This is a genomic window from Methylomonas sp. 2F7 (genome assembly GCF_057126975.1).
This window is the reverse complement of record NZ_CP195203.1, coordinates 3,883,357-3,909,817: the sequence shown is the minus strand read 5'-3', so window position 1 is coordinate 3,909,817 and position 26,461 is coordinate 3,883,357. Positions and strand designations below refer to the sequence as shown.

Below are 26,461 nucleotides of genomic sequence, written 5' to 3'. Positions count from 1 at the left end.
ATCCTCGTTCTAAAATCGTGGCATCATGCCTGCCTCGGCCCAACGCTTCGCGCCCCCTAACCATGTCCGATAAGCCCCAATCCCCTTCATCCGCTTCGCTTTCGAACCAGGCTCTAGCCTGGTTTGCCCGCTTGCAAGCGGATGACGTCAGCGACGAAGCGCGTCGCCAATTTGAAATTTGGTACCACGCCGATCCCCGCCACGCCGAAGCCTACGACAAATCCCGCAAGCTATGGGACTTGCTGCAACAGCCGGCGGAGCGAGTTCAGCAACGTCTACAAGCGGATGCCGCCCAAACCAAAACAGAACGCTCTCCCGCTGGGAAAGGGTGGGGTAAGGGGCGTTTGCCACCGCCAGCTAGCGGCCGAAACCTGCACCGGGTTGCCTTGGGTTGTCTTGGGCTGTTATTGCTGGTGGCCGGCTGGCGGCTACCCGAACAATGGCAAAACTGGCGCAGCGATTATCATACCGAAGCCGGCCAACAACTCGGCGTCGATCTGGCGGACGGCTCGCGGCTGACCTTGAATACCGATACGGCCTTGGTAGTCCGTTATAGCGATAGCCTGCGCCAGATCGAATTGTTACGCGGCGAAGCCTATTTCGAAGTCGCGGCCAATAAGCAACGGCCGTTTGTCGTTGACGGCGGCCAAGCGACCGCGCGCGCGGTCGGTACCGCCTATAGTGTTCGCAGACAAGCCGACGAGCTGCGCGTCGTCGTCAGCGAAGGCACCGTGGAGGTCGGCGCCGATAGCGCCAAGGCTTTGGTGCACGCCGCCGAGCAAGCCGAGTATCGGCAAGGCCGGTTGCAAGCCGTCGCCCAGCTCGACAACGACGATGCTCTGGCCTGGCGACGGCGCCAAACCGTATTTCATCGTCAGCCGTTGACGCAAGTGCTGGCGGAAGTTAACCGCTATCGGCGCGGTCGCATCGTCGCTGTCAATCCGCAGTTGGCCGAACGCGTCGTCAACGGCGTCTTCAACAACAGCGACCCCGATGCAGTGCTGGCCGCGCTGATAAGCACGCTGCAAGCCAAAGCTTTGCGGATGCCGGGCGATCTGGTGCTTTTATATTGACGTGGTCGGTGGGTGCTTTGCGCTAGTAGTTTTAACGACTAAAAAATATTTTTTTCAGCACTAAGGGTAAGCCTGAACCTGCGTCGTCTTTGTCGGTAACACCATCCATCGACGAAGGAGATAGACATATGAAATATCCCGCACCGGCTTGCCGTGCCCCACTCTACCTAGCGTTTGCTGCCGGCCTGTTGACTTCTACTGTTACCCTAGCTGCCGAGCAAAGCTTTGATATCCGCTCTCAAGCGCTGTCCGCCGCATTGACCCGTTTTTCCGCGCTCACCGGCCTGCAAGTGCTGTATGAGGGCGACATTGCCGAACGCATCACCGCGCCGGAATTAAAAGGCCGTTATACGCCGGAACAGGCTTTGCAGAACTTGCTGCGCGGTTCCGGGCTGCACTACCGGTTCAGCAACGGCAATGCCGTCACCTTGGAAAAAGCGGCGGCGGTGGAACCGCAGTCGGCGGCCGGTACGACAACCTTGCCGAGTCTAACAGTGACGGGCAAAGCCTTAGGCAGCGAAAGCCTTAGCCTGACTACGCCGTCGATGCAAGAATCGCAAACCAAACTCAATCGAGTGGCGGGCGGCACCACGGTGATCGACGGCGAACGGATCACCGAAGGTGCGCCTTTGTCGGTCAGCGATGCCCTGGCGACGGCGCCGGGGGTTTATGTGGGCGACATTAGCGCCGGCGCGGCCGGCGGATCGCGCATCTCCATCCGCGGTTCGGACGGCAATTCCGATATTTCGCCGATTCGCGGGATCAAAATCCTGCGTAACGGCATGCCGTTTACCCACGCCAACGGGACTTTCGATGTCGAGGCGCTCAATCTTTATGCCATCGAGCATATCGAAGTTTACCGCGGTGCGAATGCCTTGGAATACGGCGGCAGCAATCTAGGCGGCGCCATCAATTACATCACGCCGACCGGTTACACTGCCGATCCCTTGAAAATCGGGATTGTCGGGGGGACCAACGATTATTACCGCCCGTATTTCAGCGGGGGCAAAGCGTTTGCAAACGGCCTGGATGTTTTCGGCACGTTTTCCTATGTCAATACCGATACGACCCGGGAAAACAATCATCAAGAGCAGTTTTTGGGGCATGGCAATATCGGCTATCGCTGGAACGAAAATCACGAAACCCGTTTATATTTCGATGCGCAAAACCATAATTTCTTATGGCCGGCATCGCTGAGCAAGCGGCAAATCGACCAAAATCCGCAACAAAACGCCAACGACTGGTCGCTGCCCAATGGCTTTTCATCCTACCGCTTCGATCTGAAACATTCGGTAAAACTGGATGGCGGCGACCGCTTCGATATCGGCACTTACTATTCGATCAATAACTATCGTTACGACTATACCGATAGCGGCAATCATGACCAGTGGCAGGATGTCGGCTTCAATTGGCGGCATGAACTCAACGGTCAATTATTGGGTTTAAAAAACCGGGTGGTATGGGGCGGTCTGACCCAATGGCAATTTATCAACGATAAAAACTACGGCGTCGTTGGCAGGCAGCTTGGGCCGTTGTCGACGGCGGAGCGCGACCGCTGGCTGAATGTCGAAGCTTTTATGGAAGACCAATTAAGTTTGACCGACGCGTTTACCTTGATAGCCGGCATTCAATTAAATTATCGCGACGTGAATTACGAGCGTTACGAGGGCTATGTAGCCAGTGCCGCCAGACCCAGCAATCAGGCCAATCAAGATTTTTTCACAGCCAATCCTAAACTAGGCTTTACTTGGCAAGCCACCGACGAAGCGCAAATTTACGGCAATGTCAGCCGCAGCTCCGAACCGCCGAAAATGGCCGATCTTGCCAATATTTATCTCCAACCCAAAAGAAATCTGCAAACCGCCAGCACCGTGGAAATCGGCACGCGCGGGCAAGCCCAGCGCTTGAAATGGGACTTGGCTTTTTATCAGGCATGGGTCAACAACGAGTACTTGATTGTTTCCAATCCCAGAAATCCAACGGCGTTTTCCTCCACCAACGCTGATAGTACGACGCTGCATCGCGGTGTCGAACTCGGCTTGGAAACCACTTTGCCTCTAAATCTGGCAGCGTCCGGTGACAACCTGCGACTCAGCGGCAACTACACCTGGAACGACTTTACGTTTGACAGCGACCCCGCGCTAGCCAATAACCGCTTGCCCGGCGTTCCCGAACACAATGCTTTCGTCGAAGCGCTGTACCAGCATCCCAGCGGTTTTTACATAGGCCCCAATGCCCGCATCGTCAGTTCCAACTGGGCGGACTTTGCCAATACGTTAGCCGCCAAGCCCTATGCGCTGTTGGGTGCGCGCATGGGTTGGGATGACGGCAAACATTGGAAGCTGTTCGTGGATGGTCGAAATTTGACCGACGAACATTACGCGTCTTCGGTTTGGGTGATAGGGAATGCCAATGGTGCCGATTTGGAACAATTCAATCCCGGCGCCACCCGGTCGGTGTTTGGCGGGGTGGAATACCGGTTTTAATCTCGAGGTGGTTTCAGGCTCCAGACAAAGCTATTAACCCGGCCCTATTCATCACGGGGATTCCGTTTGGGTTGAGTTCGTCGAAGGATGGACGAGAAAAGCCGGGCATCCGCCTCCCCAAACCGTTCATGCTTCGACTGAGCTCGACAATTGCTTCTGCATCCATGCAAGTCGAGCAAGAACGGTTTGGCCGGTAAGTGTCATTTCGGGAAGTTATTTTTAGCGCAATCCTCAGCCTCTCACCAAAATAGGAAATAGCGCCGTAATGCCGCCGGCGATAAATTCGACGGCGGTCGAGGTCAGTAATAATCCCATTACCCGCGTCACCACGTTCATGCCGGTTTGTCCCATCACGGCGATAATGCGCGGCGCCAGCAACAGAATCAGCAACACGATCAAACTGACGGACGCGATCACGCCGCTGAACAACAAATAGTGCGCCAAGGACAAATCGCGATGTGCATAGACGATGGTGGTGCTGATCGCGCCAGGCCCTGCCAACAAGGGAATCGCCAAGGGCACCACCGCTACCGAGGACTTTTCGTGCGACTCGGCGTCTTCTTCTGGTGTGTGCCGAGAACGATCATCGCTGACTCGCAGCATCGATATGCCCATCAACAGCAACAATAGGCCGCCGGCCACCCGAAAAGCCGGCAGGCCGATGCCGAAGAAATTCAGGATGGGCTCGCCCGCCAACAGCGAAGTGAACAACACCATCGCCACGGCAAATGCGGTGGTCATTGCTGTCTGCCGACGTTGCAAAGGTGATTTTGTCGCAGTCAACGACATAAAAATCGGCATGGCACTGATCGGATTGACTACGGAAATCAAGCCGGCGAGCAATTGCACATATTCGTTCCAATTCATTTGGAGGATTCCTGTTTTTAGACCCTATAGCGTTAAATAATCACGCCAGCCGCTACCGTGTGCAAAGACGCCGGATCGATGACGATGAAACTGCCGGTGGTGCGGTTATCGACATACGCATCGACTAACAGTGGCTGTTGCAATTTAAGTTTGACCCGCAGGATGTCGTTCATGACTGCCGTTTCCGGGGTGGCCTGGTGGTCCAGCGTGTTGACGTCAACCCGGTAACTCAACTCTTCGAAGAAAGCATTAACGGTGCGGGTGGTATGTTTAACCAGGTACTTACCCCGCGCTTGCATTGGCTGCTCGGACAACCAGCACATATCGGCGGTGAGTGTCTTGACGACCCGCGGCGGCTGAATGGCGTTGGACAGCATATCGCCACGCGAAATGTCGATTTCACTTTCCAGCGCCACTACCACCGCGTGATCTGCGCTTGCCATGGCCAATGACTGTTCGGCCACAGTCAAACCCTTGACGCGCGCCCGCTGGCCGGTCGGCCACACCGCTATTTCGTCGCCAATGTGCAGCTGTCCCGAAGCCAGTGTGCCTTGATAACCGCGAAATTCCGTATCGCTTGCTCCGTTGGCGGCATTGCCCAGCATCACCCGCACCACACGCTGCACCGGTAGCCTTAGCGGGGCCCGCTCGGCATCGCGCCGGGCCGGGACGGCTTCCAAGTATTCGAGCAAACTGGGACCGTGATACCAAGGAATCGCCTCCGCGCGCGTCGCCACGTTGGTACCGTTTAAAGCCGATAGCGGAATGGCTTGCACGTGATGACGACCCAAGGCGCTGACGAAGGCGTTGAACGCATCTACGATGTCTTGATATACCGCAGGTTGCCAATCCACCAAATCCATTTTGTTCACTGCCAGCACTAACTCGCGGATACCGAGTAAATGTGCCAGATAGGCGTGGCGGCGGGTCTGGGTGGTGACGCCTTTCCTGGCGTCGACCAACAAAATCGCCGAGTCGGCGCTGGAGGCGGCTGTGACCATGTTGCGGGTATATTGCTCGTGGCCGGGCGCATCACCGATGATGAATTTACGCCGCGATGTGGCGAAATAACGATAGGCCACATCAATCGTAATGCCTTGTTCCCGCTCAGCGATCAGGCCATCGGTCAACAACGACCAATCGATAGCCGCCAGCCCGCGTTTTTGCGAAGTGGCTTGAATCGCCGCCAATTGATCGGCGGCGACGTTGCCGGTGTCGTACAACAAGCGACCGATCAGCGTGCTCTTGCCGTCATCGACGCTGCCGGCGGTGATAAACCTCAGCAGGCCGGAATTAGCGGGTTGCACGGTCTCGTCAAATTGGCTTTCAAGTGTCACATAGCTAGGTGCGTTCATCAGAAATACCCCTCTTTTTTACGTTGTTCCATCGCCGCATCGGAGGCGCGGTCGTCCAGGCGGGTCGCGCCACGTTCGGTCAGCAGGCATTGGGCGGTTTCGGCGATGATGTCGGCTACATTACCGGCTGACGATGCCACCGGCGCGGTGCAGGAAATATCGCCGACAGTGCGGAAACGGCAGCTGATGGTTTCTACGGTATCGCCGGCCTGGGCCGGTGTCAGATGCGTCACCGGTACCAGAATATCGCCGCGCCGCACCACTTGGCGCGGATGGGCGAAGTAAAGCGCCGGCAGTTCGATGTCTTCGCGCTGGATGTATTGCCAGACATCCAGTTCGGTCCAATTTGAAATCGGGAATACCCTTAGATGGTCGCCCAGTGCGACGCGGGTGTTGTACAAAGACCAGAGCTCAGGGCGCTGATTTTTGGGTTCCCATTGACCGAACTCGTCGCGCACGCTGACGATACGCTCCTTGGCCCGCGCTTTCTCTTCGTCACGTCGGGCACCTCCCAGACAGGCATCGAAACCAAATTCGGCGATTGCTTCCATCAAAGTCACCGATTGATAGGCATTGCGCGATTCCAACGCATGCCGCAAACGTACCGAGCCTTTACGGATCGAGTCTTCGACGCTGCGCACGTGCAACTGGCAAGCGTAGCGTTCGGCCATCCGGTCGCGATAGGCAATCACTTCGTCATAGTTATGGCCGGTATCAATGTGCAATAGCGCGCAGCCGATGCGCTCGGGATGAAAAGCCTTGTAAGCCAGATGTAATAACACCGCCGAATCCTTGCCGCCGGAAAACAACAACACCGGATGTCGACATTCAGCAATCACCTCGCGGAGGATGAACAGCGCCTCGGCTTCCAGTAAGTCCAGGTGGTCCGCCGCTGCGTGTGTCTGGTTGACGGGTGTGTTTACTTGCTCGTTCATATTAACTCTCCTTGCCAGAATCGGTGACGGCTTGCCAGTGCTGCGGCTGTAGATAGCGATAGCAGCGGTTGTCCAACGGATCGATACGCGTCAGGTGCAACCAGTGGTTGTCGACCAATTGCCGAACCTCGGCGTGGTTTGCCAAGACTTGCTCGATCATCTCGGCGGGTGCCTCGATGACCACGGTCAAACGCACCGGCTCGTGGCGCAGGGTTTTGCCGTCATGTAGCGATTGCCAAGGCAAGCCGGTGCGCAAATCGCCGCCGTTGCCTTCGAGAATGCCGATGGTGCCGACCACATTGTGCAACGCTTTGTTACCGCTGCCGAAGCGGCGGTTATCCACGGTCGAGGCGTAGTACTGCAGATTAATCCAGCTGGCCACCACCATCGGCGCGCTCATGATCAGACTCAAAATCGCAGTATCCGAGTCTTGCCGGTAATCGTAGTTGTGTAGAAATACCCGACCGTCGAATTCAAAGTGATACGTGCGTTGTCTGGGTGCGGCAATAAAAGCCATATTCCCCGCCAGACCCCATTCCGGACGAATCTGCGACCAATCGCGGCTGCGTTGAGTAACGGCTTTCATTAGCGCAGCGGCATCGTGGCGGGGTAATCCCAAACCCGGCGCGCGCTCCTGGCGAGTGAGTTGTGAAGCCTGATTCAGCCAGCGCTGTAATAGCAACAGGTCTTCGCCGAAGCAATGCGGGATTTGCTCAAGGTCGAACAGCCGCACCTCATCCGTGGTCGTATCGTGCAAACCGGCGACAAACCAGGTATCTTTCGGGATAGTCAGTCCCTGCGCTGCCAGGCCGGCACGAACCTCGCGATCGTTCAACACCGCAGCCGCCACCCTGGCGTTGGCTTCGCCGCTGTGCCCTCCGCAGGCGCCGCAATCCAGGCCGGCGGCGTAAGGATTGTTGACGGTGCTGCTGCCGTGGCCGCACAACAACACCAGCCGGGCAAAACGGTCTGTCAGGCTCATGCCCTGCAGGGCTTTGCGCGCCAGTTCGACGCGGTCACCCAGGGCGATACCGGTTTCGACCACTGGCCCCTTGGCAATCAGACGGCCGCGCTGGCGGGTAATGACCGGTCCGATGCGGTGGACGATGGCTTTGTCCAGACCGGCGATACCCGGTTTCACTACCGGCCGGGTCAAACCCAGGCTGTCGCTGAGCAATTTGCCGGCGAAGCTCAGACCGGAAATTTCCACGTAAGAGAAACACGACACCGCGGAGTTTTTAAAGCCCTTCCAAAGCCGATTTAAACGTTTGCGCAGCCAGCGCTTTTCCAGGATGTCGCGTAGTTCGCCGACATCGGCATCGGTTACACTTTCCCGAATCCGGAATCTAGGCTTCAGCAAAACCGGACATTGCTGCTGACCATGATGGTGCCCAAGAGCGATGTATTCGATGGGGAAACCGAAGAAACCGGCAAAACCAAGGGTTTCGATAGTATGAGATTGCATTTCCAGAGCGCGCCGATAAATTTCGGAACGCACGTCGATACAAAACACTGCCTGCAGGTTTTTACGCTGGGCTTGCCAAGGGCCTGTTGAGGCCAGCGCCGACGCGAGTTTTTCGAACAAGGGGCGTTGCGTTGCCAATTCGTAGGCCGACTGCATAATATGCCGTACTTCAAGCGCTACGCCGGTATCGGTATCTGTCAACGGCGCGTCTTGCCAATGGCCTCGCCATGTCTCGACATCTTGCCGGCTTGCCACCGCCGAAATGAGCGCATAGTCATAGCTGAGCCGTATGGCCAGTAGTTGCCGCAAGGCATCCTGGTTTTTCTCGGGGCTGGTTTGCCAATGTTTGTAACACACCCAAGAACTCCAGCCGGCCACCGTTAGCAACTGCCGATGACAGGCATCATCGAGTCGGGCGCTGGGCAAACCCATTTCAGTGAGTATCTGCGTAATCGCCTCAATGGGCTCTTCAGGCAAGGCGTTTATCGTCTGACGAAACGCCGACAGGCCGGCTAATTCCGGCGTGCGATCAAAGGCCGCAGCGCGGCGCCAGGCCGCATACAGCGGCAGCCCCCGCCAGGGCATGCGCCATGCGGATTGTCCTTGATCGAAGTAGGCCGCGCACCATTTGGATATTTCCTCGGTAATCAATACCGACCACTGGCTGCCACGCATGGCGTCCAGATGCTCCGCCAAGGTCTGCCAGCGCTTGCCGGTCAACCCGAAATCCTGGCCCGACGCTTCATGCAATAGGGACAGGCATTGTTCTAGCGACATACTGCTGCCGGCAAGTTGTAGTGCCTGCCTGACATCGGACTCTTCAATGCGGCCCGAACGATAGTGTTCGGCGTAGAAACTCGCCGGCATCAGCATCTCGCCTTGACCCATCCGCGCGCTGACTTCACAAGCATCAGCAAAGCTGCGCTCAGTTAGACCCAGAAACGGATTGACCGCGACGAACTGTTGCAGGGGCCATAACGGCGCGATGCGGGTGCAGGCGCTTTCAACGGCTGCAACTATATCCGGGGTTTGGTAGGTATGCGTGCCATCGGCAACGCTGACTATCTCGGCATCAGCGAATGAGGGCTGTGTTTTAAATGACAATACGGCTGAGTTCATTGCGGCATTCCTCCAGAGTGACGATGGCTAAGACTGACGGGCTTGGACCCATACCGATGAATCATGCGGTTGGTCAGAGTACTGATGTAAAAGCCGTTGTAGATATGCACGTAGGCTGCTTGCCAAACCTGGGCAGCCGCCGGGCCCGGGTACTGAATCTGTAACATCAAAATCGTGAAAAAGCCCGCCAGTACGATGATCAGCAAAACACTATCGAACACGCTGTCTATCGGCATCTGGTCAGCAATGTCTGCGCGCAGTAAATGCAAGAAGCCGGTTTGCAGGGCGAAATACAAAAGGCTAACCCCGGCGGCAATCAGCAGGGCTTTGCCGATTTGCGCTGGACCGGTTTGATGGGCCACGGCATTCCACAACAAGTAGGTCAAGGCCATTTGCAAGATGGCACCCAACAGCACAATGCCCGGCTCTTCCCTAAATGTCAGATCGAACAAGCCGGCACTGCCAACGGTCAAGCCCAAGGCCGCTATGAACGCCAGCAACAGTTCGCCTGGATGGCGACTGTCGCGAATCGGCGGAGCCCAGGCCGCGCGAGCAATGTCCACCACGCTGCCGCTGGATAAAAAGGCGTGCGCCTTGTACAAGGCGTGGGCGACGATATGCAGCATCGCCGAGGAAAATGCGCCGAGCCCACATTGCAACATCATGAAACCCATCTGGCCGACGGTGGAAAAGGCCAGCGATTTTTTGATACTGGTTTGAGTCAGCATCACCAATGAGCCGAAAAGAGCAGTAATGGTGCCGATGACTGCCAGCAAGTGCAGTGCGACGGGCGCCTGCACCAGTATGTGGCTCATGCGTATCACTAGAAATCCGCCGGCATTGATGATGCCGGCATGCATCAACGCCGATACCGGCGTGGGGGTTTCCATGACCTCCGGCAGCCAGCTGTGAAATGGAAACTGCGCCGATTTGATCACAGCGCCAATCACCAGGGCAAAGGCTGCGGCGTTCAACAAGCCGGTGTCCGCAACCGGTCTGTCTGCAAGTGCGAACAATTCCCTGAATTCAAGGGTGCCGAAGACTTGATAAAGCCAAACCCCTGCCAAAATCAGCGCGCAATCGCCTAAGCGGCTGAAGACAAACTTCTTGCGCGCGGCGATACGAGCCCCCTGGCGTTCCGGATAAAACAACAATAATCGGTGCAAACACAGACTGGTGAGAATCCAGGCCAGCACAAATAATATGAAGTGGCCGGCGATGACTAGGGTCATCACTGCCGCGATAGTCCAGGCCAGCCACTTAAAAAAACGGCCTTGGCCGGGATCGCCATCCAGGTAATGACGCGAATAACGGATAACCACGGCGCCTATAAATGCCACCAGCATCAGCATCATGGCCGAGAGCCTATCGATATAGAACAAGTTTTCTGCGACGCTAGCAGGCCCTGAACCCTTATAGTAAATGCTGAAGCCGGCAAGCCCAGCTGTCAGCACCGCAATGATCGATAACGTTCCGCAAAGTTTGGTCATAAGTTGCGGATGACGATCCGCCCAGGTCGACGATGGAATTCCTGATAGAAACAACAGCAGCGGCGCCGACACTGCGGCGTAGGTAATCAATGATGTCATGACCGCAACTCCTGTCTGCTTAAAAATACAACGTTGTTTTGATGTTGTTCGGTGAATAAGATGGCTGAGCGGATGATGATGTTCATGAGAATCCCCGGAATGTTGACAGTGTTGTCATGCTAGCAATCGGCTATTGATTCATCCAATATATGTATTTAATCTAAATGTTCTTTTTTGTTAATGACTAAATGGCCTCACTGAACTATCACCATCTGCGTTATTTCTGGATGATCGCCAACGAAAACAATTTGACGCGGGCTGCTGAACGCTTACATGTGTCACAGTCGGCGCTGAGTATTCAATTGCGTCAGCTAGAAGAATCGTTTGGGCAAAAGTTGTTCGAGCGTGAGGGCAAACGCCTGCAATTAACCGAAGCCGGACGGATTGCCCTGGATTACGCCAACGCCATTTTTCGGGCTGGCGATGAATTGATCAGCTTGATGCATGGCCGTTCGGCGGGCGAACGGCAGTTATTGCGGATTGGTGCAGTGTCTACGCTGTCGCGTAATTTTCAGCTGGAGTTGGTCCGCTCCTTAGTCCTGCGCAGCGATGTCGAACTGGTGTTGCATTCCGGCAGCCTGCGCGAATTGCTGGCGCAAATGCATACCCACACCATCGATCTGGTGCTGTCCAACCGGCCGGTACCGCGAGATGCGCAAACCAATTGGCATTGCCATCTATTGGATGAACAGCCGGTCAGCTTGGTCGGTAAACCCTGCGCCGACAATCTGCCGTTTCAATTCCCGCAGGATCTGCATGGCAGACCCCTGCTGTTACCGAGCATTGAAAGCGAAATTAGGGCCGCGTTCGATTTCTTGCTGGAACAAGCCGGCGTGAGGCCAATTGTGGTGGCCGAAGTCGATGACATGGCGATGCTGCGCTTGCTGGCGCGCGAGTCCGGCCATTTGACCCTCGTACCGCCGGTGGTTGTGCTGGATGAATTACGCCAAGGTCTGTTGGTGGAGCGCTACCGTATCGCGGATATTCGCGAGCGCTTTTATGCCATCACGCCGAGCCGGCGTTTCCCGAATGCTTTAGTCAAAGATTTGCTGGCCAACTCGTCTGAATCAAGGGTTTCGGACGTTGATCACGTTTCAATAGCTGGCGGCGAGGCTTGAGTCGAATTAACGTGCGTAGCGGGTTTGCATGCCAATTTGCCGAGGCATTTTGGCAATGCGTGAAGTGCGCGAGCAAACCATCAATCTATTAGCGGAATGTTTTGCCTGGGTACTAAGTCTAGTGACTGGGAAAGGCATCGCTCCCATGAAAACGTCTGCACTTGTATCGCTGACAATTTTTTCTGAATGTTGCGGTCTTGTCGCATTCCTGTCTCAAAACAATACACTCAAACTGTGACACATCCCTGAAAGTCCCTGTGTTCCGGGGCTTGCGGGCGCTAAGTTCCGTGGCATTGATATTGCTGTGGGTCAATTGAGAATCACTGGGATTTTCAAGAGGGCGGCAGGCGCGTGCCAAAGCCTATCGCCGATTTTTTGGCAATGTCATTAAGGTGATGAAATGAGTGAAGTGATATGGGTCGGATTGATTATGCTGATTGTGGCTGCCTGTGCATTCGCGCCCTTGGGGTGCATGCTGTCGGCTTATGCAAAGTCCAGTAAATCCAGCGGCACTAGCAAAGCAGTAGGTGATGTCGGTGGTCCGGCGAAGGGACTGCCCGAGGATTCGGTCCTCAAACGGCATTTTTTGACGCAATTGCAAAGCGAGATTGAGGCAACCTTGTTTCCGCGGCCAACCGATTCGATGCTGCAACGGCATTACGATGCCTTGGTGGCGGCCAAGCTGGAAAACCGCTTGCAGATTATCGGAAAATAAGCCCTTGTTGTTGATTTAACTGCAATAACTTTAAATCTTTAAGATATACCCTCTTTGAAAAAGAGGGGGATGCAGCAAGTTGAAGACTACTCCGGCCCTTAAAATCGTCGCTTCCGCCTTTGCGGGCACGACGACGCCAGGGAAATTAAGGGCCGGGCGAATAACTCAATCGGGATAGGCGCTGATAATGTCGCGCCTATTGTGCCGATACTCATCGTAGCTGCGGTTTTGCTGAACGCCATTGCGTATTTTGCTGGCGTTCTACCAGCCCGATTAGCGAAAATAGACCGCAGATGTGTCGCCTCGTAGCGATTTCCCCGTCACTTAGACCAAGCCTTGCATGCTAAACGCCGCCGATCTCGACACCTTGTTTTTGACCTTTCGCGTCGCCAGTCTGGCTACCTTACTGTTGCTATTGTTGGGTACGCCGCTGGCTTGGAAGTTGGCGCGCAGCCGCTCGCGCTGGAAAGGTGTTATCAATAGCATCGTAGCTCTGCCGCTGGTGCTGCCGCCGACGGTATTGGGCTTTTACTTATTGGTGTTGATGGGGCCGGCTGGGGTGGTAGGGCAATTCACCCAGTGGTTGGGTATAGGCACTTTGCCGTTCAGCTTTGGTGGTTTGGTGGTGGCGTCGGTGTTGTATTCGTTGCCGTTTGTGGTGCAGCCTTTGCAGAACGCCTTCGTGGCAATGGGCGATGCACCGCTGGAAGCTGCCGCGACCTTGGGAGCCGGGCCGCTGGATAGATTTTTCAGCGTGGCGCTGCCTCTGGCGAAGCCGGGTTTTTTAACCGCTGGCGTGTTGGGGTTTACCCATACCGTCGGAGAATTCGGCGTGGTATTGATGGTGGGCGGCAATATTCCCGACAAAACCCGCGTCGTATCCGTGCAAATTTACAATCATGTCGAAGCCTTGGAATACGGGCAGGCGCATTGGCTGGCCGGCGGCTTGCTGATCTTCTCTTTCTTGGTGTTACTGCTGCTGTACAACAGCCAACAAACCCAAACCCTGACGCAATCCTTGAAATGACTATGTCCCAAGTGCCCAGCATTCAGGCCCGCTTGCGCCTGGCTTACGACCAATTTGATTTGGATGTGGATTTGCAATTGCCTGCCAGCGGTGTGACGGTGCTGTTCGGTCACTCCGGTTCCGGTAAGACCACCTTGCTGCGTTGTATCGCCGGGTTGGAACGGCCAACGCAGGGCTTTTTGAAAATCGGCGACACCCTTTGGCAAGATAGCGAGCAAGACTTTTTCCTGCCCACCCATAAACGTAATCTGGCTTATGTGTTTCAAGAGGCCAATCTGTTCCCGCATCTGTCGGTGCGCGGCAATCTGGATTATGCAGTGCGGCGCTTGCGAACCAAAGATAGGGCATTTTCCTTAGAGCAGGCTATCGAATTACTGGCGATAGGGCCGTTGCTGGACCGCTTGCCAGCCCGGCTGTCCGGCGGCGAACGGCAACGCGTAGCCATTGCCAGAGCCTTGGCCGCCAGTCCGGATGTGTTGTTGATGGACGAGCCGCTGGCCTCGCTGGACGAGCAACGCAAGCAGGACATCCTGCCGTATTTGACCGGCTTGCATCAGAATCTGCAAATCCCGATTCTGTACGTCACCCACTCCTTGCAGGAGGTCAATCAACTCGCGGACCACCTGCTGGTGATGGCCGCCGGTAAGGCCTTAGCCTGCGGGCCGCTGGCGGAAACCCTGACGCGGCTGGATGGGCCTATGGCTTTGGATCGGCAAGCGGCCAGCGTCTGGCAGGGTAAGTTGATCAGCCACGAAGCCGAGTATCATCTCAGCCATGCCGAATTCGCCGGTGGCAGCCTGAGTTTGCCGTATTTGGATATGCCGATTGGTAGCTCGGTGAGAATCAGAATTTACGCCCGCGACGTCAGTATTACCTTGCAACCGCCGGAAGCTTCCAGCATCTTGAATATTTTATCGGCCCAGGTTTTGGCGCTTAGCGAAATGGGGCAGGGCCAAACCGTGGTGCAACTGGCAGTCGGCGACGAGGTGCTACTGGCGCATATCACCCAAAAATCGGCGATGTTGTTAAACGTGCAGCCCGGCATGGCCGTCTATGTGCAAATCAAGGGTACTTCCATCGTTCGGTAGGCATTTCCGCTCACTTTTACGGTTCGGCGTTTGGCTGCGCTGATTTGTTCATCACCGTCGTTCCCGTCCGAACCGGAACCCGGAACATTCAAAGCTCAGGAGCTTCGCTTTCGCAGAGATGGCGCTGCAGCGTTGCCTTAGCGCGGAGCCGATTACTCGTCGCTGGCGCGCAATTTTGCCGCATGAAATGTGATAGCCCTCAAAAAACGCAATGAATTTTTCGATGTTGGCGCATTGCAGACCCTTTATCGGCATTTAGCGACTATCTTGTAAACGGTTTGCCGGAGAGGGTATCGCTGGATGGATAGCCGACGGCCCCCCGCGTCAAAATAGTTGTCACCTCAAAATAATAAAAAAAATGAAAGCAAAGATATGGCTTGATGGCCGGTATCAAATACAAGCGACGAATCGATTAAACCTGTTTCTGTTCGGTATGGCGCTTAACGTCAATCTTCTCGGTAGCGCGGTAGCCGACAACGCGCCTGATATCGAAGCATTTTCCATCAACGAACTCATGCAAATGGAAGTGTCGTCGGCGTCCAGAAAGTCGCAGACCGTATCCGATACCGCGGCGGCGGCGTTCGTGATTAGTCAGGAAGACATTCGCCGTTCCGGTGCCACCAGTATTCCCGATGCACTTCGCCTGGCGCCCGGCCTTGAGGTAGCGCAAATCAACGCCAGTGTCTGGGCGGTTACCGCGCGCGGCTTCAATAGCCGTTATGCCAATAAATTGCTGGTACTGATGGATGGTCGTAGCGTTTATACGCCGCTGTTTTCCGGGGTATTCTGGGATTTACAGGATACGCTGATGGAAGACATCGAGCGTATCGAAGTAATCCGTGGGCCGGGTGCGGTGATGTGGGGCGCCAACGCGGTAAACGGCGTGATCAATATCATTACGAAGAAGGCCAAGGACACCCAAGGCAATCTGTTTGTGGCGGGCGGCGGCAACCAGGAACGCGGCTTCGCCGGTTACCGGCACGGTGGTCGGATCGGCGACGACGGCAGTTATCGGGTGTATGCCAAAACCTTTGAGCGCGATACCTTTGTTAACGCAAGCGGAGAAAGGCTGCACGACGACTGGCGCTCGGTGCAGGGCGGTTTTCGTATCGACGACCGGATATCCAATGACAGCCGCTACACCGTGCAAGGCGATATTTACCGCAAGACCATAGGTAATACCGTGGTACCGCAAACCGTGTTGCCGCCGTTTAACCGCGAGTTCAATTTCGACGACCATGCCGATGGCGCCAACCTGCTGGCGCGTTGGGAAGGCAATTTCAGCGACGGTTCTGAATTCATGCTGCAAGGCTATTATGACCGGGTCGCTTTCAGCGCCGCAGCGCTGTCCGACAGTCAAGATATGTTGGATATCGATTTTCAGCATCGCCTGCATCCCAATGCCGACCACGATTTGATGTGGGGCGCCAGTTACCGGTTTATTCACAGTACCACGGTCAATACCTCGGCCATCGCCTTTACGCCCAACAGCTTGGGTTACCACAACGGCAGCGTCTTCGTGCAGGACGACATCACGTTGATAGACAACACCCTGCGCTTGACGCTGGGTACCAAGTTGGAAGAAAGCCACTTTGGTAATACTCAAGTGCAGCCCAACGCCCGTTTAATGTGGACGCCGGACCAAGTGCATTCGGTATGGGCTTCGGTTTCTAGGGCGTCGCGGACGCCGGCGCGCGGCGAAGCCCAGGCCAATGTGGGGCTGGGCGGCGTGCCGACCGGTTTGCCGGCGCCTTTCGATCAGATTCAAGTCATCGCTCAGCCCAACCCCAATTTGCGCGCCGAAAAAATCTTCGCCGCCGAAATCGGTTACCGCACTCAGTGGACCGAAAAATTCTCCACCGATATTACCGCCTTCAGCAACCATTACAGCGATTTGGTGCTATTCCGCCGTGGGGAGTTGGTAGGGCTCACCCAGTCGTTGATCTGGAGTAACGCCCAGCAAGATTTCACCACGCGCGGCATCGAGATCGCCAGCGAATGGCATGTGTTGGATTGGATGCGCTTCAGCGGCAATTACAGCCATCTGAAAATGGAAATTCCCCAGGACCCGCTCAATCCGGATATTGCCGGATTGAGCCCACGCCATCGCGGCTCCTTACGCTGGCAGATGGATTTGCCGGAAAAAATCAAGCTCGACTTTACACTGCGCCACGTTGGCCGCTTGCATTCCACCAGCCAGGCGGTGCCGGCCTACACCACCTTTGATGCCAGACTGGCTTACGAACCCTATAACGGCGTGGAGTTCGCCGTCATCGCCCAAAATCTGTTCTCGCCCAGCCATCCGGAATATAAAGATTCATCCGCGCTGTCCTTGCCCAGTAGTGCTGTGGAAGTGCCGCGCTCGATCTACGGCAAACTCAGCTGGCGCTTTTGATTTTTCAACCCGTAAAGAGTATCGACCATGCGTAAGCTCTGGAAAAAATTGCCCTGGATTATTGCCGGGATTGTGTTGATTGTCGGCCTGCTGAAGCCGCCGTTATTGCCTTGGCTGCTGTTAGTATTGACCGTGCTGGCGTGTTTATTTCTGCCGCGCCGCGGGCTGATCGGTCCTGTCGAATTGCCGGCCGACGATGCCTTTTTACCCAGTGAACAAGTGCAGTGGTGGTATTGGACCGGGCATTTATTCACCGACGACGGCCGCCGCTTTGGCTTTGAAATCGTGTTTTTCTCGTTCGACAGTTTGGTGATTTTTCGCGATCAGCTGGTGCAGGCGGCGGTTACCGATGTGAATGGTCAACGTTTCTCGTTTGAAGAGTTCGTCGAGTTTCATTTGCCCAATCGAACCCCAAACGGTTTCAACCTGACGTCCGGAGCCGACAATAAAGTCACAGCGGTCGGTGGCGACGGCCATGACCGCTTGCATGCGCAAGTCGGCGACTATGTGCTGGACCTGGAGCTCAATGCCAGCCAGCCTCCGGCGCTGCATTACGGCGGCGATCCGCATCCTTATCGGTTCGGCGGCTACACCTATTACTACTCCCGGCCGAAAATGGCGACCACCGGTACTATCAGTATCGGCGGCCAGACTTTTCAGGTCACTGGCAACAGTTGGTTCGACAGACAATATGGCGAGCTCTACCAAGCCATTTTGCAAGGCTGGCAATGGTTTGCGATCGAATTGGCCGACAACCGGCAAATCATGTTGTTCGACTTCAAGGGTAGCGACACTTCAGTGGAAAAATCCGGCTCGATTACCGATGCGCAAGGGCAAACCGTCACGCTGGCGGCGCACGAATTCACGGTAACCGTCCTCGGTGAATGGACCAGTCCCAACACCGGCTGTACGTATCCCTCCGGTTGGGAAGTTGAGGTGCGTGGCGAAAAATTTACCGTGCAGCCCTTGGTGCAGGATCAGGAATTACGCGCGCAGCATACTTTTTGGGTGGGGCCTACATACTGGGAAGGTGCGTGCAGCGTAGCCGGTGCCGCGGCCGGAAATGCCTACGTAGAGTTGAACGGATTTTGCCGTTGCCCTGGTAGAGGTGGTTAAATTACTGAATCATTCGACATCAAGCTTAGAAGCGCAAGCCGGTCCCTGACAGGATTGCTGGGGTTTGCGTTTCTACCTTAACAAACTTGATTGCCGGCTCCCGCCAAACAACATCATCGTTAATCTACCCGGACGGTTCTTAACCAAAACCTGATGCAAAAAGGATCTCGCATACATTACAAAATGGCCGGACAGAAAAGTTTAGGTTACGCGTCAGGCGTGATGCGGGGTATTGTCAAAAACTATCTGACCAAGCGTTTTTTCGCACCGCAATCCAGACGCTATAGGGCGCGCAAATGGATTTTCGCCTGTTTTTGCCTTTTAGTGCCTGGCTGGCAGGTGTTGCCGGCCGCCAGCCTGTCGGAGGCGCAGATCAAAGCCTCCTATCTATACAATTTTGCCAAATTCGTGGAATGGCCGGCCGACGTATTGCCGCCTGGTGCGGACATTTTGCTCTGTGTGGTCGGTAATAGCGTGCTGGACAGCGAGTTACAAGCCCTGGACGGGCGCAAAGCCGGCGAACGCACCTTGCGGTTTGTCCAACATAACTATACCGATCCGGACTTGACTAATTGCCATCTGTTGTTTCTCGGCAGTTCCGAGAAAGCCCACTTTGTGGTGACCTTAAAAGCACTGCGCGATGCGCCAGTGTTGACCTTATCCGACATCGACGACTTTGCCGAAAAAGGCGGCGGTATCAGCTTGCTGTTTCGTGAAAACAAGGTGGTATTTGAAGTGAATCTGGAACCGATTCGTAATGCCCGGCTGCATTTACCCGGCCAACTGTTGAATATAGCCGCCATTGTTTACGGGAGATAGTTTGATGCGCGTTTTGCCCAATTTTGCCAACTGGTCTCTACGGCGCAAACTGGTGTCCATCATCATGTTTAGTTGTGCGGTATGCCTGTTCGTCAGTCTGTCGGTGATGGTAGTTAGCTCGGTGGTGAGCCGCTATCGCAGCGTGTTGCACGAATTGTCCAGTTTGGCGGACGTGTTAGCCGAAAACGGCCAAGCCGCGCTGGTGTTTGCCGATAAAGCCGAAGCCAGCAGGTTGCTGGTGTCTTTGAAAGACCGGCCTGAGCTCAATGCAGCCTGGATGGTGTCCGCCGATGGCGGTGTAATCGCGTCATGGAGCCGGGGAACGGGGGATGTCGGCATACCCAGCGACTACCGGCGACCGTTTCGCGAACTGCGCACCAACTTCTGGAGCCGGCGCGCTGAGCTATTCACGCCGGTGATCAAAAATACCGAGTTGGTCGGCTATGTGTTGTTGCAAGCCGATTTCACCGCGCAATGGAACGATCAACTGGTCGATTTAGGCAAGAGTTTGGGAGCTGCGGGGCTGGCGCTGATATTGGTCTATCTGTTGGCAATACGCTTGCAGCGCATCATTTCCAGGCCGATAGAGGAGTTGGCTACGGCCGCGCGGGTTATCGCCGAGGATAAAAATTACACCTTGCGTGTGACGCAACGCGACCGAGACGAGATTGGCGATTTGGTGCAGGCCTTTAATACCATGTTGGGCGAGATCCAATTGCGCGATGAAACCCTTACCGGCCATCGCGACCGCCTGGAAGCCGAAGTGGCGCAGCGTACTGAAGAGTTATTGCAAGCCAAAGATGACGCGGAAGCAGCCTCGCGCTCCAAAGGCATGTTCCTGGCGAATATGAGTCATGAAATCCGCACGCCGATGAACGCGATCATCGGCTTGTCGGATTTGGCGTTGAACAGCGATCTGTCGCCTAAGCTGCGCGATTATCTCAGGAAAATCCACACCTCATCGCTCGCCTTGCTGGGGATTACCAACGACATTCTCGATTATTCCAAGGTCGAAGCCGGTCGCATGGAATTGCAGACCGAAGCGTTTAGTTTGGAGGATGTGCTGGAGAATGTGCTGAATCTGTTCATCGTCCGCGCCGAGGAAAAAGGCCTGGAGCTGGTGCTGGAACTGGATTCCGCTTTGCCGCCGCGCTTAATTGGCGATGCGCTGCGCTTGGGGCAAATATTGAACAATCTGGTTGGTAATGCGGTGAAATTTACCGAGGCGGGGGAAATTCATATCAAGGTTTCGCAGTTGGCAAAAACCCACGGCTACTCCACCTTGAGTTTTTCGGTACGTGATACCGGTATTGGGATGTCGGCGGAACAGCTTGAGCATTTGTTTCATGCCTTTACCCAGGCCGACGGTTCGATTACCCGCCGCTTTGGCGGTACCGGGCTGGGATTGACCATCAGCAAGCGGCTGGTGGAAATGATGGGCGGTAATTTAGCGGTGCAGAGTCAGCTGGGCGAAGGCAGCTTATTCGAGTTTACGCTGTTGCTGCCGTTTCCGTCCGAGCAGAAAGCCCGACCAATTCCCGGCCATCTGCAAAGCATGCGGGTGTTGATCGTCGACGATTTGGACATTTCCCGGCAGATGTTGCGCGATATTTTGCTGGCCTGGGGGTTTCAGGTCGAGGAAGCCGCATCCGGGGCCGAAGCCTTGGCAGCGCTGCGCGCCGCCAACGATGCCAATCGGGATTTCGAATTGGTGTTACTGGATTGGAAAATGCCCGGTCTGGATGGTGTGCAGGTTACCCGGGAAATTCGCGAGATGGTGCGCCGCACCGAGATTCGTAGCGCCCCGGTCGTGATTATGGTGACCGCCTTCAGCCGCGAGAAATTGTTAAGTGCGGCGGGCGATGCGATACCCGACGATATTTTGGTCAAGCCGGTGATGCCATCGACCTTGCTGGAAGCCTTGACGCGTTTGCAGGGCGGCAACCCGGAGCAGGGCACTGAACAAAGCCGGCCGCTGCTGGCTGGTATGGCGGCTTCAATACGTGGGGCACGCATCCTGTTGGTGGAGGACAACGAGGTCAACCAAATGGTAGCCCGGGAATATCTGGAAAGCTCCGGCTTACACGTCACGGTGGTTAATAACGGCCGGGAAGGAGTCGAGGCGGTCAGGAAAAACCGTTACGACGCCGTATTGATGGATTTACAAATGCCGGAGATGAGCGGTATCGAAGCTACTCGGCTGATCCGCCAGGATGCGCGCTTTGCCGAATTGCCCATCATTGCCATGACGGCGGCGGTACAGGAGCGCGAGCGCAACGATTGTTACGCTGCCGGCATGAACGATCATATCGGCAAGCCGGTGTTGCCGCAGACTTTGATGGCGGCGTTGGTGCGTTGGATCAAACCGTCGGGACGAAGCGCATCTCTCGAGCCGGCGCCGTCGAAGTCAGAGTCTACGGTCCCCTGCTTATCCAGGGAGTTGCCTGGATTCGATATGGCGTATATTCGGATTATGATCGGCGAGGACAGTCATAAATTACAACTTTTGTTTGAGTGTTTTAGAGATAAATTTGCCGATACAATGCAACGCCTGAGAGCGTTGCATAGCGCCGAAAAAACCGAGCAGGCGGTCGATTTGCTGCACAATTTGAAAGGAGCCGCCGGCGTGCTGGGCGCTGTAGAACTGAGCCGGGCCGCGGCGAATCTGGAGGAAGCTTTGCATGCCGGCATGCCGTTCGACACGTGCCTCGCCGCTTGCGAGACCAGTTTGGCGGAAACCCTGAACACGATTGCCGATTTCACCGCTAAGGGTGTTGTTGCAGAGGAGCAGAACCAAGCCGCCGATTGGGTAGCGGCAAACGAGTTGGCCGGCCAGTTGCGCGACTTGTTGGAGGGGAGCGATTTTGTACCGAATGACTTGATCGAGCAATTGAAGAGCGCGCTGCCTTGCCCGGAAACCCAGTTACTGATAAAAAAAATAGAAAAACAGGTCGGCAATATCGACTACGGGCGGGCTCGAGTGACGCTTGCCGAGTTGGTAACTTTGATAGCGTCACAGCGACAAAACAGAGGATAGTCATGACTACCGAGATCTCCAAGCCCTTGATTTTGATCGTAGACGATACGCCGACCAACATTCAGGTGTTGGCGGAAAATTTGATCGACGAGTATCGCATCAAGGTGGCGGTCAGCGGTGAGGCGGCGCTGGAGGCCATCGACCGGCAAGGTCCGCCCGATCTGATCTTGCTGGATGTGATGATACCGGGCATGGACGGATATGAAGTCTGCCGGCGTCTGAAAAGCGACCCGCAAACAGCGGCTATTCCGGTGATATTTGTGACGGCGATGAATGCGGCGACCAATGAAGAATACGGGCTGAATCTCGGCGCGATGGACTACATTACCAAGCCGTTTTATTTGCCGGTGGTTAAGGCACGGATTCGTAATCATATTCGCCTGAAACGGATGACCGATATGTTGGAAGCGATGGCCTGGATGGACGGTCTGACCGGCATCCCCAATCGGCGGCGCTTCGATCAGGTCTTGGAAAACGAATGGAAGCGGGCACAGCGCAATCAGTTGCCCTTGGCTTTAGTCATGGTGGATGTCGATTATTTTAAAGCTTATAACGATTGCCACGGGCATGGCGCCGGCGATATTTGTTTGCGGCAGGTGGCAACGATATTGGCGGCCTCGGTGAGTCGCTCCGGCGATTTGGTGGCGCGTTACGGCGGGGAAGAGTTTGTCATGCTGATGCCGGAAACCGACGCCGAAGGCGCCCAACGCGTGGCCGAACTGCTATGCCGGCGCATTGAAACGCAGCAAATTCCGCACACCGGCTCCAGCGCTTCGCCTTGGGTGACGATTAGCGCCGGTTTTGCGGTAGTGGTGCCGGATCTGCAACAGATGCCGTCCGAATTGTTGGACGAGGCTGATCGGCAGTTATATTTGGCTAAAGAAAACGGTCGAAACGGCGCGCGCGGACACTATTCGACCGTTTAGGTTTAGCCCGGCCGCGTGTTCTCACCGGCCGAGCTTGCGGGATTTTTTTTAAGCAGCGACAGCCGAAGCTTGTACCGATTGCAGGAAGTCCTGGCAGTCGGCGTTAATCAGCTCAAAGCCCATTTTGGCGCTAAAGCGTTTTTCCTTGTCGGTAGGGTTTTTTCTTAAAAACCAGCCTCTGTGTTCGTCGGCGCCGTAGGTGATGTCGCTCATGACCATCCGCTCGGAATCGCGATTGAGGGGCAAACCCAGCAGCAGGTATTTTTTGCCTTTGCGGTAATCCTTTAAAAAATCCGGGATCGCGAAGCCGCCCATCAGCTCTGTGATGTAATCGACGTAATCGGCATCGGAAGCAATGTAATTGGATTCGGGTTTTGGCGTGCCCATGGGTTTAAACAAAATCGGCAGGTTTCTATCAACTTGTTCCTGCGGAATTTCGAAATAGGCGCTGCCGTCGTAATGATAAATTTTGAAACGAAAAGCGGTAGCGACGATGCGGGCGACGCCGACGATCAAGGTGTGTTCTTCGTCGGCATAGCTGTCTTGCAATTGGGTGTCGCGGTTAACGTCGACCACATATTTGGGCCGCCATTCTTTTAACCAATCGTGCATCGATGCGCGGGTGTATTGAATTTGTCCGTAGGTTTTGTCGAGAAACTGCGTTACATAGTTACGGCCGCGCTTCAGTTCCTGGTTCATCGCCGCGCGCGGAAACTCGTACATCAGTTTCGGCGCCATCGGTTTGCCGCCGTTCATCGCCAAGATCAGGCTGTCGCTGTCGGCGGGCATCGGCTCTTGCGTCAGTTTGCTTTTGGCATCGAACACGGCTCCCGGTCCGAGATAGGGAATGACTTGGTTATCGTATAAACCGCTTAGAATTTCGGAAAATACCGTATTTGACATGGTTGGCCCCAGCTAAATGAAAAGTAATACTTAGCTCAAGCAAAATTCAATCCAGTTTGCTTATTAGCTTACAGGCCTTGCTCTGCATGGTTTGCAGCTTTTTGCGGCGCGGGTGGAAAGGCAACAACCGTATAAATCTAGGTGAAATTGTCGTAACTGCGACAAGTTTGCGCAGCGATGGACAACACGCGGCTGCGGTTGAAGTATTCGCTCGAATTAAAAACATCCATTGCAAAGAGAGGTATAGCCATGTCCGATATGCTTATTTTGGGTACCCGCAAGGGTACGGTCATATTTGATCGGACGAACGCCGCTTGGCGTCCGCGTCCCATTGCCCATGCCGGCATTCCGGTTTGCTACGCTGCGCGCGACCCGCGTGACGGCACCTTGTGGGCTTCGCTGGATCACGGCCATTGGGGGCCGAAACTGTCGCGGTCGCGCGATGGCGGCAAAACCTGGGAGGATTTGTCGTCCTTGAAATATCCGGAAGGCGCGCGCTACATTGCCCAATATCTGCCAACGCCGGATTTTGATCCTGAGGCCCCGGCCGGACAACCGGAATATAAGAATGCCACGGTGTTCAAGATCTGGCATCTGGCCTTCGGCAGCGCCGAACAAGCCGGCAGGATTTATGCCGGTACTATTCCCGGCGGGCTCTTTGTCAGCGACGATGGCGGCGACAGCTGGACGCTAAACCGGCCGTTGTGGAATCACGAGAGCCGAGGCGGCGATTTGTTTGCCGGCGAGGCGACCAGCGAGAATCGCTGGGGCGGCACCCCGGCCAGTATCGATTACGGCGTATTCGAGCCGGGCATTCATTCCGTTGTTGTTGATCCTCGCGATCCGAATCGGATCCATGTCGCCGTATCGTCGGCTGGCGTATTGGAAACCGCGGACGGCGGCCAGACTTGGCAAGGTCGAAATAACGGCTTGTTGATGGACTATCTGCCGAATCCAGCGGTGGATTGGGGGCACGATCCGCATTTCATGACCAGCTGTTGCGGGCAACCTGAGCATCTCTGGCAACAAAATCATTGCGGCGTGTTTTACAGCGACGACGGCGCTCGGCACTGGCGCAAGGTCAGTCTGCCGGATGCCGGCGTACATTTTGGTTTTCCGATTGCCGTCGATGAGCGTGACGGTCGCATTGCCTGGGTAGTGCCGGCACGGGCGGATTCGGAACGGATAGCAATTGGCGGCGGCTTGTGTGTGGCCCGGACCACAGACGGCGGGCAGACTTGGCAAACCTTTCGCGCCGGATTGCCGCAGGAACATGCTTACGATATTGTCCTGAGGCATGGGCTCGATATTGCCGGCGATTGCTTGTGTTTTGCTAGCACCACCGGCAACGTCTATTTGTCGGAAGACCGGGGCGAGACCTGGCAGTGTCTGGGTAACCATTTTCCGCCGGTCTATTCGGTACGTTTTGGTTAGCCGCCATGCCGACTGTAAAAATGACTTCGCATCTTTACCGGTTCTTTCCTGTATTAGAGGGCCGCGCAATAACGGTGCCGGCCGGTTCGGTGGCGGAAGTTTTGCAAGCCGTCAACCAGCTTGCGCCTGGATTCACCGATTACATACTGGATGAACGCGGGGCGCTACGCCGCCATGTTTACCTTAGCGTTGACGACACGATTGTGGTCGACAGAAAGACGCTTTCGGATCGGGTCCCGGAGCTTGGAGTTGTCTATATTTTTCAGGCACTGAGCGGCGGATAAGTGCTTTTGCCGGAAACCATCGGACTGTCCAAGCACAGACTAGTGCCAGCCACCGTATTGTGTTGTCGGGTCGCCACGAAAACCGGATGTGGTTTTATTGGCATCGGGCACATGTGCGGTGCTTTCCGCTGCTTGCACCATATTGTTATGGGTATAACCGCCCATGGCCTTGGCTTGTTTGGCGATGGCGGTGGTCGTGGGGTTTATGTCGTATTTGCTGGCGTCGGGATGGATCACCACACTGATTAATTGTGCCTCTTTCGGCGCATTGGGGCCCGGTGTGTAACTTAGAATGACCGGTAAATCGGTGCCGGCGGGTACTTGAATTTCATAGCGCTGGCTATTGTTGAGTTCGGTGCTGGCAAGCGTTTTCCCGCTTTCGGATAGTAAGCTGACAGTGCCGGTTTTCAGCGGTCCGGCGTTGTCGCTGACCGCGCCGAGCAACGATGTAGTGCGCAGGGTTTGTTTGACGGCGGCTTTGCTGGGAGCGCTTGATTTTGCTTGGTCCTGGCCGCAACCGGTCATTATTCCGCAGCTCAGCAGGGTAAGGCCGGCGATCAGGGCAAGTGTGAATGTAGTCGGGTTATTCATCTGTGTCTCCGTTGACGTCAGTTTAAGATACCCGCTAAATCGGCCAGCGACAAGTAGGGTTTGCGTGCCACGGGCGCTCAGATAGCAGTTGAATAAAGCCGCTAAGGTCGTTATAGTTG

The 26,461-nt window shown here is 55.4% G+C and carries 20 protein-coding genes; 13 read left to right on the top strand and 7 right to left on the bottom strand.

What is annotated here, in order from left to right:
• The first annotated feature begins 62 nt into the window (after window positions 1-62).
• Complete coding sequence (locus ACR64Q_RS17590) at window positions 63-1,073, top strand: FecR family protein (protein ID WP_313732576.1); 1,011 nt, start codon at window positions 63-65, stop codon at window positions 1,071-1,073.
• A gap of 128 nt (window positions 1,074-1,201) precedes the next feature.
• Window positions 1,202-3,559: a TonB-dependent receptor domain-containing protein gene (locus tag ACR64Q_RS17585; protein WP_313732575.1), complete on the top strand. Its 2,358-nt coding sequence runs from the start codon at window positions 1,202-1,204 to the stop codon at window positions 3,557-3,559.
• Between the two features lie 231 nt (window positions 3,560-3,790).
• Here ACR64Q_RS17585 and ACR64Q_RS17580 read toward each other — a convergent pair whose 3' ends face one another.
• From ACR64Q_RS17580 to ACR64Q_RS17560, 5 genes are read right to left on the bottom strand one after another with little or no spacing between them, the layout of a single operon-like run.
• Window positions 3,791-4,426 (bottom strand): NAAT family transporter, encoded by a 636-nt coding sequence (locus ACR64Q_RS17580; protein ID WP_313732574.1) that lies wholly within the window; start codon window positions 4,424-4,426, stop codon window positions 3,791-3,793.
• 32 nt (window positions 4,427-4,458) lie between these two features.
• A complete protein-coding gene (locus ACR64Q_RS17575) occupies window positions 4,459-5,781 on the bottom strand; it encodes a sulfate adenylyltransferase subunit 1 (protein WP_313732573.1) in 1,323 nt (440 codons plus the stop codon).
• A complete protein-coding gene (gene cysD / locus ACR64Q_RS17570; RefSeq protein ID WP_026602223.1) occupies window positions 5,781-6,716 on the bottom strand; it encodes a sulfate adenylyltransferase subunit CysD in 936 nt (311 codons plus the stop codon). The genes ACR64Q_RS17575 and cysD overlap by 1 nt, the downstream gene beginning before the upstream one ends.
• A gap of 1 nt (window position 6,717) precedes the next feature.
• Window positions 6,718-9,300, bottom strand: coding sequence for a YbcC family protein (locus ACR64Q_RS17565; RefSeq protein WP_313732572.1), 2,583 nt, complete (start codon window positions 9,298-9,300; stop codon window positions 6,718-6,720).
• Entirely contained in the window at window positions 9,297-10,889 is a 1,593-nt protein-coding gene (locus ACR64Q_RS17560) for a proton-conducting transporter transmembrane domain-containing protein (protein ID WP_313732571.1), read from the bottom strand. Before ACR64Q_RS17560 ends, ACR64Q_RS17565 begins: the two co-directional genes overlap by 4 nt.
• 188 nt (window positions 10,890-11,077) lie before the next feature.
• Here ACR64Q_RS17560 and ACR64Q_RS17555 point away from each other — a divergent pair, with 188 nt between their 5' ends.
• The 9 genes from ACR64Q_RS17555 (at window position 11,078) to ACR64Q_RS17515 (ending at window position 23,130) form a co-directional block, all read left to right on the top strand.
• Window positions 11,078-12,007: a LysR family transcriptional regulator gene (locus tag ACR64Q_RS17555; protein ID WP_051067722.1), complete on the top strand. Its 930-nt coding sequence runs from the start codon at window positions 11,078-11,080 to the stop codon at window positions 12,005-12,007.
• Window positions 12,008-12,407: 400 nt separating this feature from the next.
• A complete protein-coding gene (locus ACR64Q_RS17550; RefSeq protein WP_020484673.1) occupies window positions 12,408-12,722 on the top strand; it encodes a hypothetical protein in 315 nt (104 codons plus the stop codon).
• Between the two features lie 340 nt (window positions 12,723-13,062).
• Window positions 13,063-13,749 carry a molybdate ABC transporter permease subunit gene (modB, locus tag ACR64Q_RS17545; RefSeq protein WP_020484674.1) on the top strand — a complete coding sequence of 229 codons (687 nt, stop codon included), beginning with the start codon at window positions 13,063-13,065 and terminating at the stop codon, window positions 13,747-13,749.
• A gap of 11 nt (window positions 13,750-13,760) precedes the next feature.
• Window positions 13,761-14,837 (top strand): molybdenum ABC transporter ATP-binding protein, encoded by a 1,077-nt coding sequence (gene modC / locus ACR64Q_RS17540; protein WP_409521193.1) that lies wholly within the window; start codon window positions 13,761-13,763, stop codon window positions 14,835-14,837.
• 358 nt (window positions 14,838-15,195) lie between these two features.
• Window positions 15,196-17,232 (top strand): TonB-dependent receptor plug domain-containing protein, encoded by a 2,037-nt coding sequence (locus tag ACR64Q_RS17535; protein WP_313732570.1) that lies wholly within the window; start codon window positions 15,196-15,198, stop codon window positions 17,230-17,232.
• A gap of 27 nt (window positions 17,233-17,259) precedes the next feature.
• Window positions 17,260-18,348 carry a lipocalin family protein gene (locus ACR64Q_RS17530; protein ID WP_313732569.1) on the top strand — a complete coding sequence of 363 codons (1,089 nt, stop codon included), beginning with the start codon at window positions 17,260-17,262 and terminating at the stop codon, window positions 18,346-18,348.
• A gap of 153 nt (window positions 18,349-18,501) precedes the next feature.
• Window positions 18,502-19,167: a YfiR family protein gene (locus ACR64Q_RS17525; protein WP_313732568.1), complete on the top strand. Its 666-nt coding sequence runs from the start codon at window positions 18,502-18,504 to the stop codon at window positions 19,165-19,167.
• Between the two features lie 4 nt (window positions 19,168-19,171).
• Entirely contained in the window at window positions 19,172-22,204 is a 3,033-nt protein-coding gene (locus tag ACR64Q_RS17520) for a response regulator (RefSeq protein ID WP_313732567.1), read from the top strand.
• Window positions 22,205-22,206: 2 nt separating this feature from the next.
• Window positions 22,207-23,130: a diguanylate cyclase domain-containing protein gene (locus ACR64Q_RS17515; RefSeq protein ID WP_313732566.1), complete on the top strand. Its 924-nt coding sequence runs from the start codon at window positions 22,207-22,209 to the stop codon at window positions 23,128-23,130.
• 48 nt (window positions 23,131-23,178) lie between these two features.
• Here ACR64Q_RS17515 and ACR64Q_RS17510 read toward each other — a convergent pair whose 3' ends face one another.
• Window positions 23,179-24,033 (bottom strand): SIR2 family protein, encoded by an 855-nt coding sequence (locus ACR64Q_RS17510; RefSeq protein WP_026602215.1) that lies wholly within the window; start codon window positions 24,031-24,033, stop codon window positions 23,179-23,181.
• A gap of 249 nt (window positions 24,034-24,282) precedes the next feature.
• Here ACR64Q_RS17510 and ACR64Q_RS17505 point away from each other — a divergent pair, with 249 nt between their 5' ends.
• Both ACR64Q_RS17505 and ACR64Q_RS17500 read left to right on the top strand, forming a co-directional pair.
• Entirely contained in the window at window positions 24,283-25,467 is a 1,185-nt protein-coding gene (locus tag ACR64Q_RS17505) for a WD40/YVTN/BNR-like repeat-containing protein (protein ID WP_313732565.1), read from the top strand.
• 5 nt (window positions 25,468-25,472) lie between these two features.
• Window positions 25,473-25,751, top strand: coding sequence for a ubiquitin family protein (locus ACR64Q_RS17500; RefSeq protein ID WP_313732564.1), 279 nt, complete (start codon window positions 25,473-25,475; stop codon window positions 25,749-25,751).
• Window positions 25,752-25,790: 39 nt separating this feature from the next.
• Here ACR64Q_RS17500 and ACR64Q_RS17495 read toward each other — a convergent pair whose 3' ends face one another.
• Window positions 25,791-26,342: a hypothetical protein gene (locus ACR64Q_RS17495; RefSeq protein WP_313732563.1), complete on the bottom strand. Its 552-nt coding sequence runs from the start codon at window positions 26,340-26,342 to the stop codon at window positions 25,791-25,793.
• Window positions 26,343-26,461: the final 119 nt, after the last annotated feature.

Bases quoted from the DNA above. Each gene is read 5' to 3' on its own strand.
- ACR64Q_RS17590 (WP_313732576.1), top strand. From the start codon at position 63: ATGTCCGATAAGCCCCAATCCCCTTCATCCGCTTCGCTTTCGAACCAG.
- ACR64Q_RS17585 (WP_313732575.1), top strand. From the start codon at position 1,202: ATGAAATATCCCGCACCGGCTTGCCGTGCCCCACTCTACCTAGCGTTT.
- ACR64Q_RS17580 (WP_313732574.1), bottom strand. From the start codon at position 4,426: ATGAATTGGAACGAATATGTGCAATTGCTCGCCGGCTTGATTTCCGTA.
- ACR64Q_RS17575 (WP_313732573.1), bottom strand. From the start codon at position 5,781: ATGAACGCACCTAGCTATGTGACACTTGAAAGCCAATTTGACGAGACC.
- cysD (WP_026602223.1), bottom strand. From the start codon at position 6,716: ATGAACGAGCAAGTAAACACACCCGTCAACCAGACACACGCAGCGGCG.
- ACR64Q_RS17565 (WP_313732572.1), bottom strand. From the start codon at position 9,300: ATGAACTCAGCCGTATTGTCATTTAAAACACAGCCCTCATTCGCTGAT.
- ACR64Q_RS17560 (WP_313732571.1), bottom strand. From the start codon at position 10,889: ATGACATCATTGATTACCTACGCCGCAGTGTCGGCGCCGCTGCTGTTG.
- ACR64Q_RS17555 (WP_051067722.1), top strand. From the start codon at position 11,078: ATGGCCTCACTGAACTATCACCATCTGCGTTATTTCTGGATGATCGCC.
- ACR64Q_RS17550 (WP_020484673.1), top strand. From the start codon at position 12,408: ATGAGTGAAGTGATATGGGTCGGATTGATTATGCTGATTGTGGCTGCC.
- modB (WP_020484674.1), top strand. From the start codon at position 13,063: ATGCTAAACGCCGCCGATCTCGACACCTTGTTTTTGACCTTTCGCGTC.
- ACR64Q_RS17535 (WP_313732570.1), top strand. From the start codon at position 15,196: ATGAAAGCAAAGATATGGCTTGATGGCCGGTATCAAATACAAGCGACG.
- ACR64Q_RS17530 (WP_313732569.1), top strand. From the start codon at position 17,260: ATGCGTAAGCTCTGGAAAAAATTGCCCTGGATTATTGCCGGGATTGTG.
- ACR64Q_RS17525 (WP_313732568.1), top strand. From the start codon at position 18,502: ATGCAAAAAGGATCTCGCATACATTACAAAATGGCCGGACAGAAAAGT.
- ACR64Q_RS17520 (WP_313732567.1), top strand. From the start codon at position 19,172: ATGCGCGTTTTGCCCAATTTTGCCAACTGGTCTCTACGGCGCAAACTG.
- ACR64Q_RS17515 (WP_313732566.1), top strand. From the start codon at position 22,207: ATGACTACCGAGATCTCCAAGCCCTTGATTTTGATCGTAGACGATACG.
- ACR64Q_RS17510 (WP_026602215.1), bottom strand. From the start codon at position 24,033: ATGTCAAATACGGTATTTTCCGAAATTCTAAGCGGTTTATACGATAAC.
- ACR64Q_RS17505 (WP_313732565.1), top strand. From the start codon at position 24,283: ATGTCCGATATGCTTATTTTGGGTACCCGCAAGGGTACGGTCATATTT.
- ACR64Q_RS17500 (WP_313732564.1), top strand. From the start codon at position 25,473: ATGCCGACTGTAAAAATGACTTCGCATCTTTACCGGTTCTTTCCTGTA.
- ACR64Q_RS17495 (WP_313732563.1), bottom strand. From the start codon at position 26,342: ATGAATAACCCGACTACATTCACACTTGCCCTGATCGCCGGCCTTACC.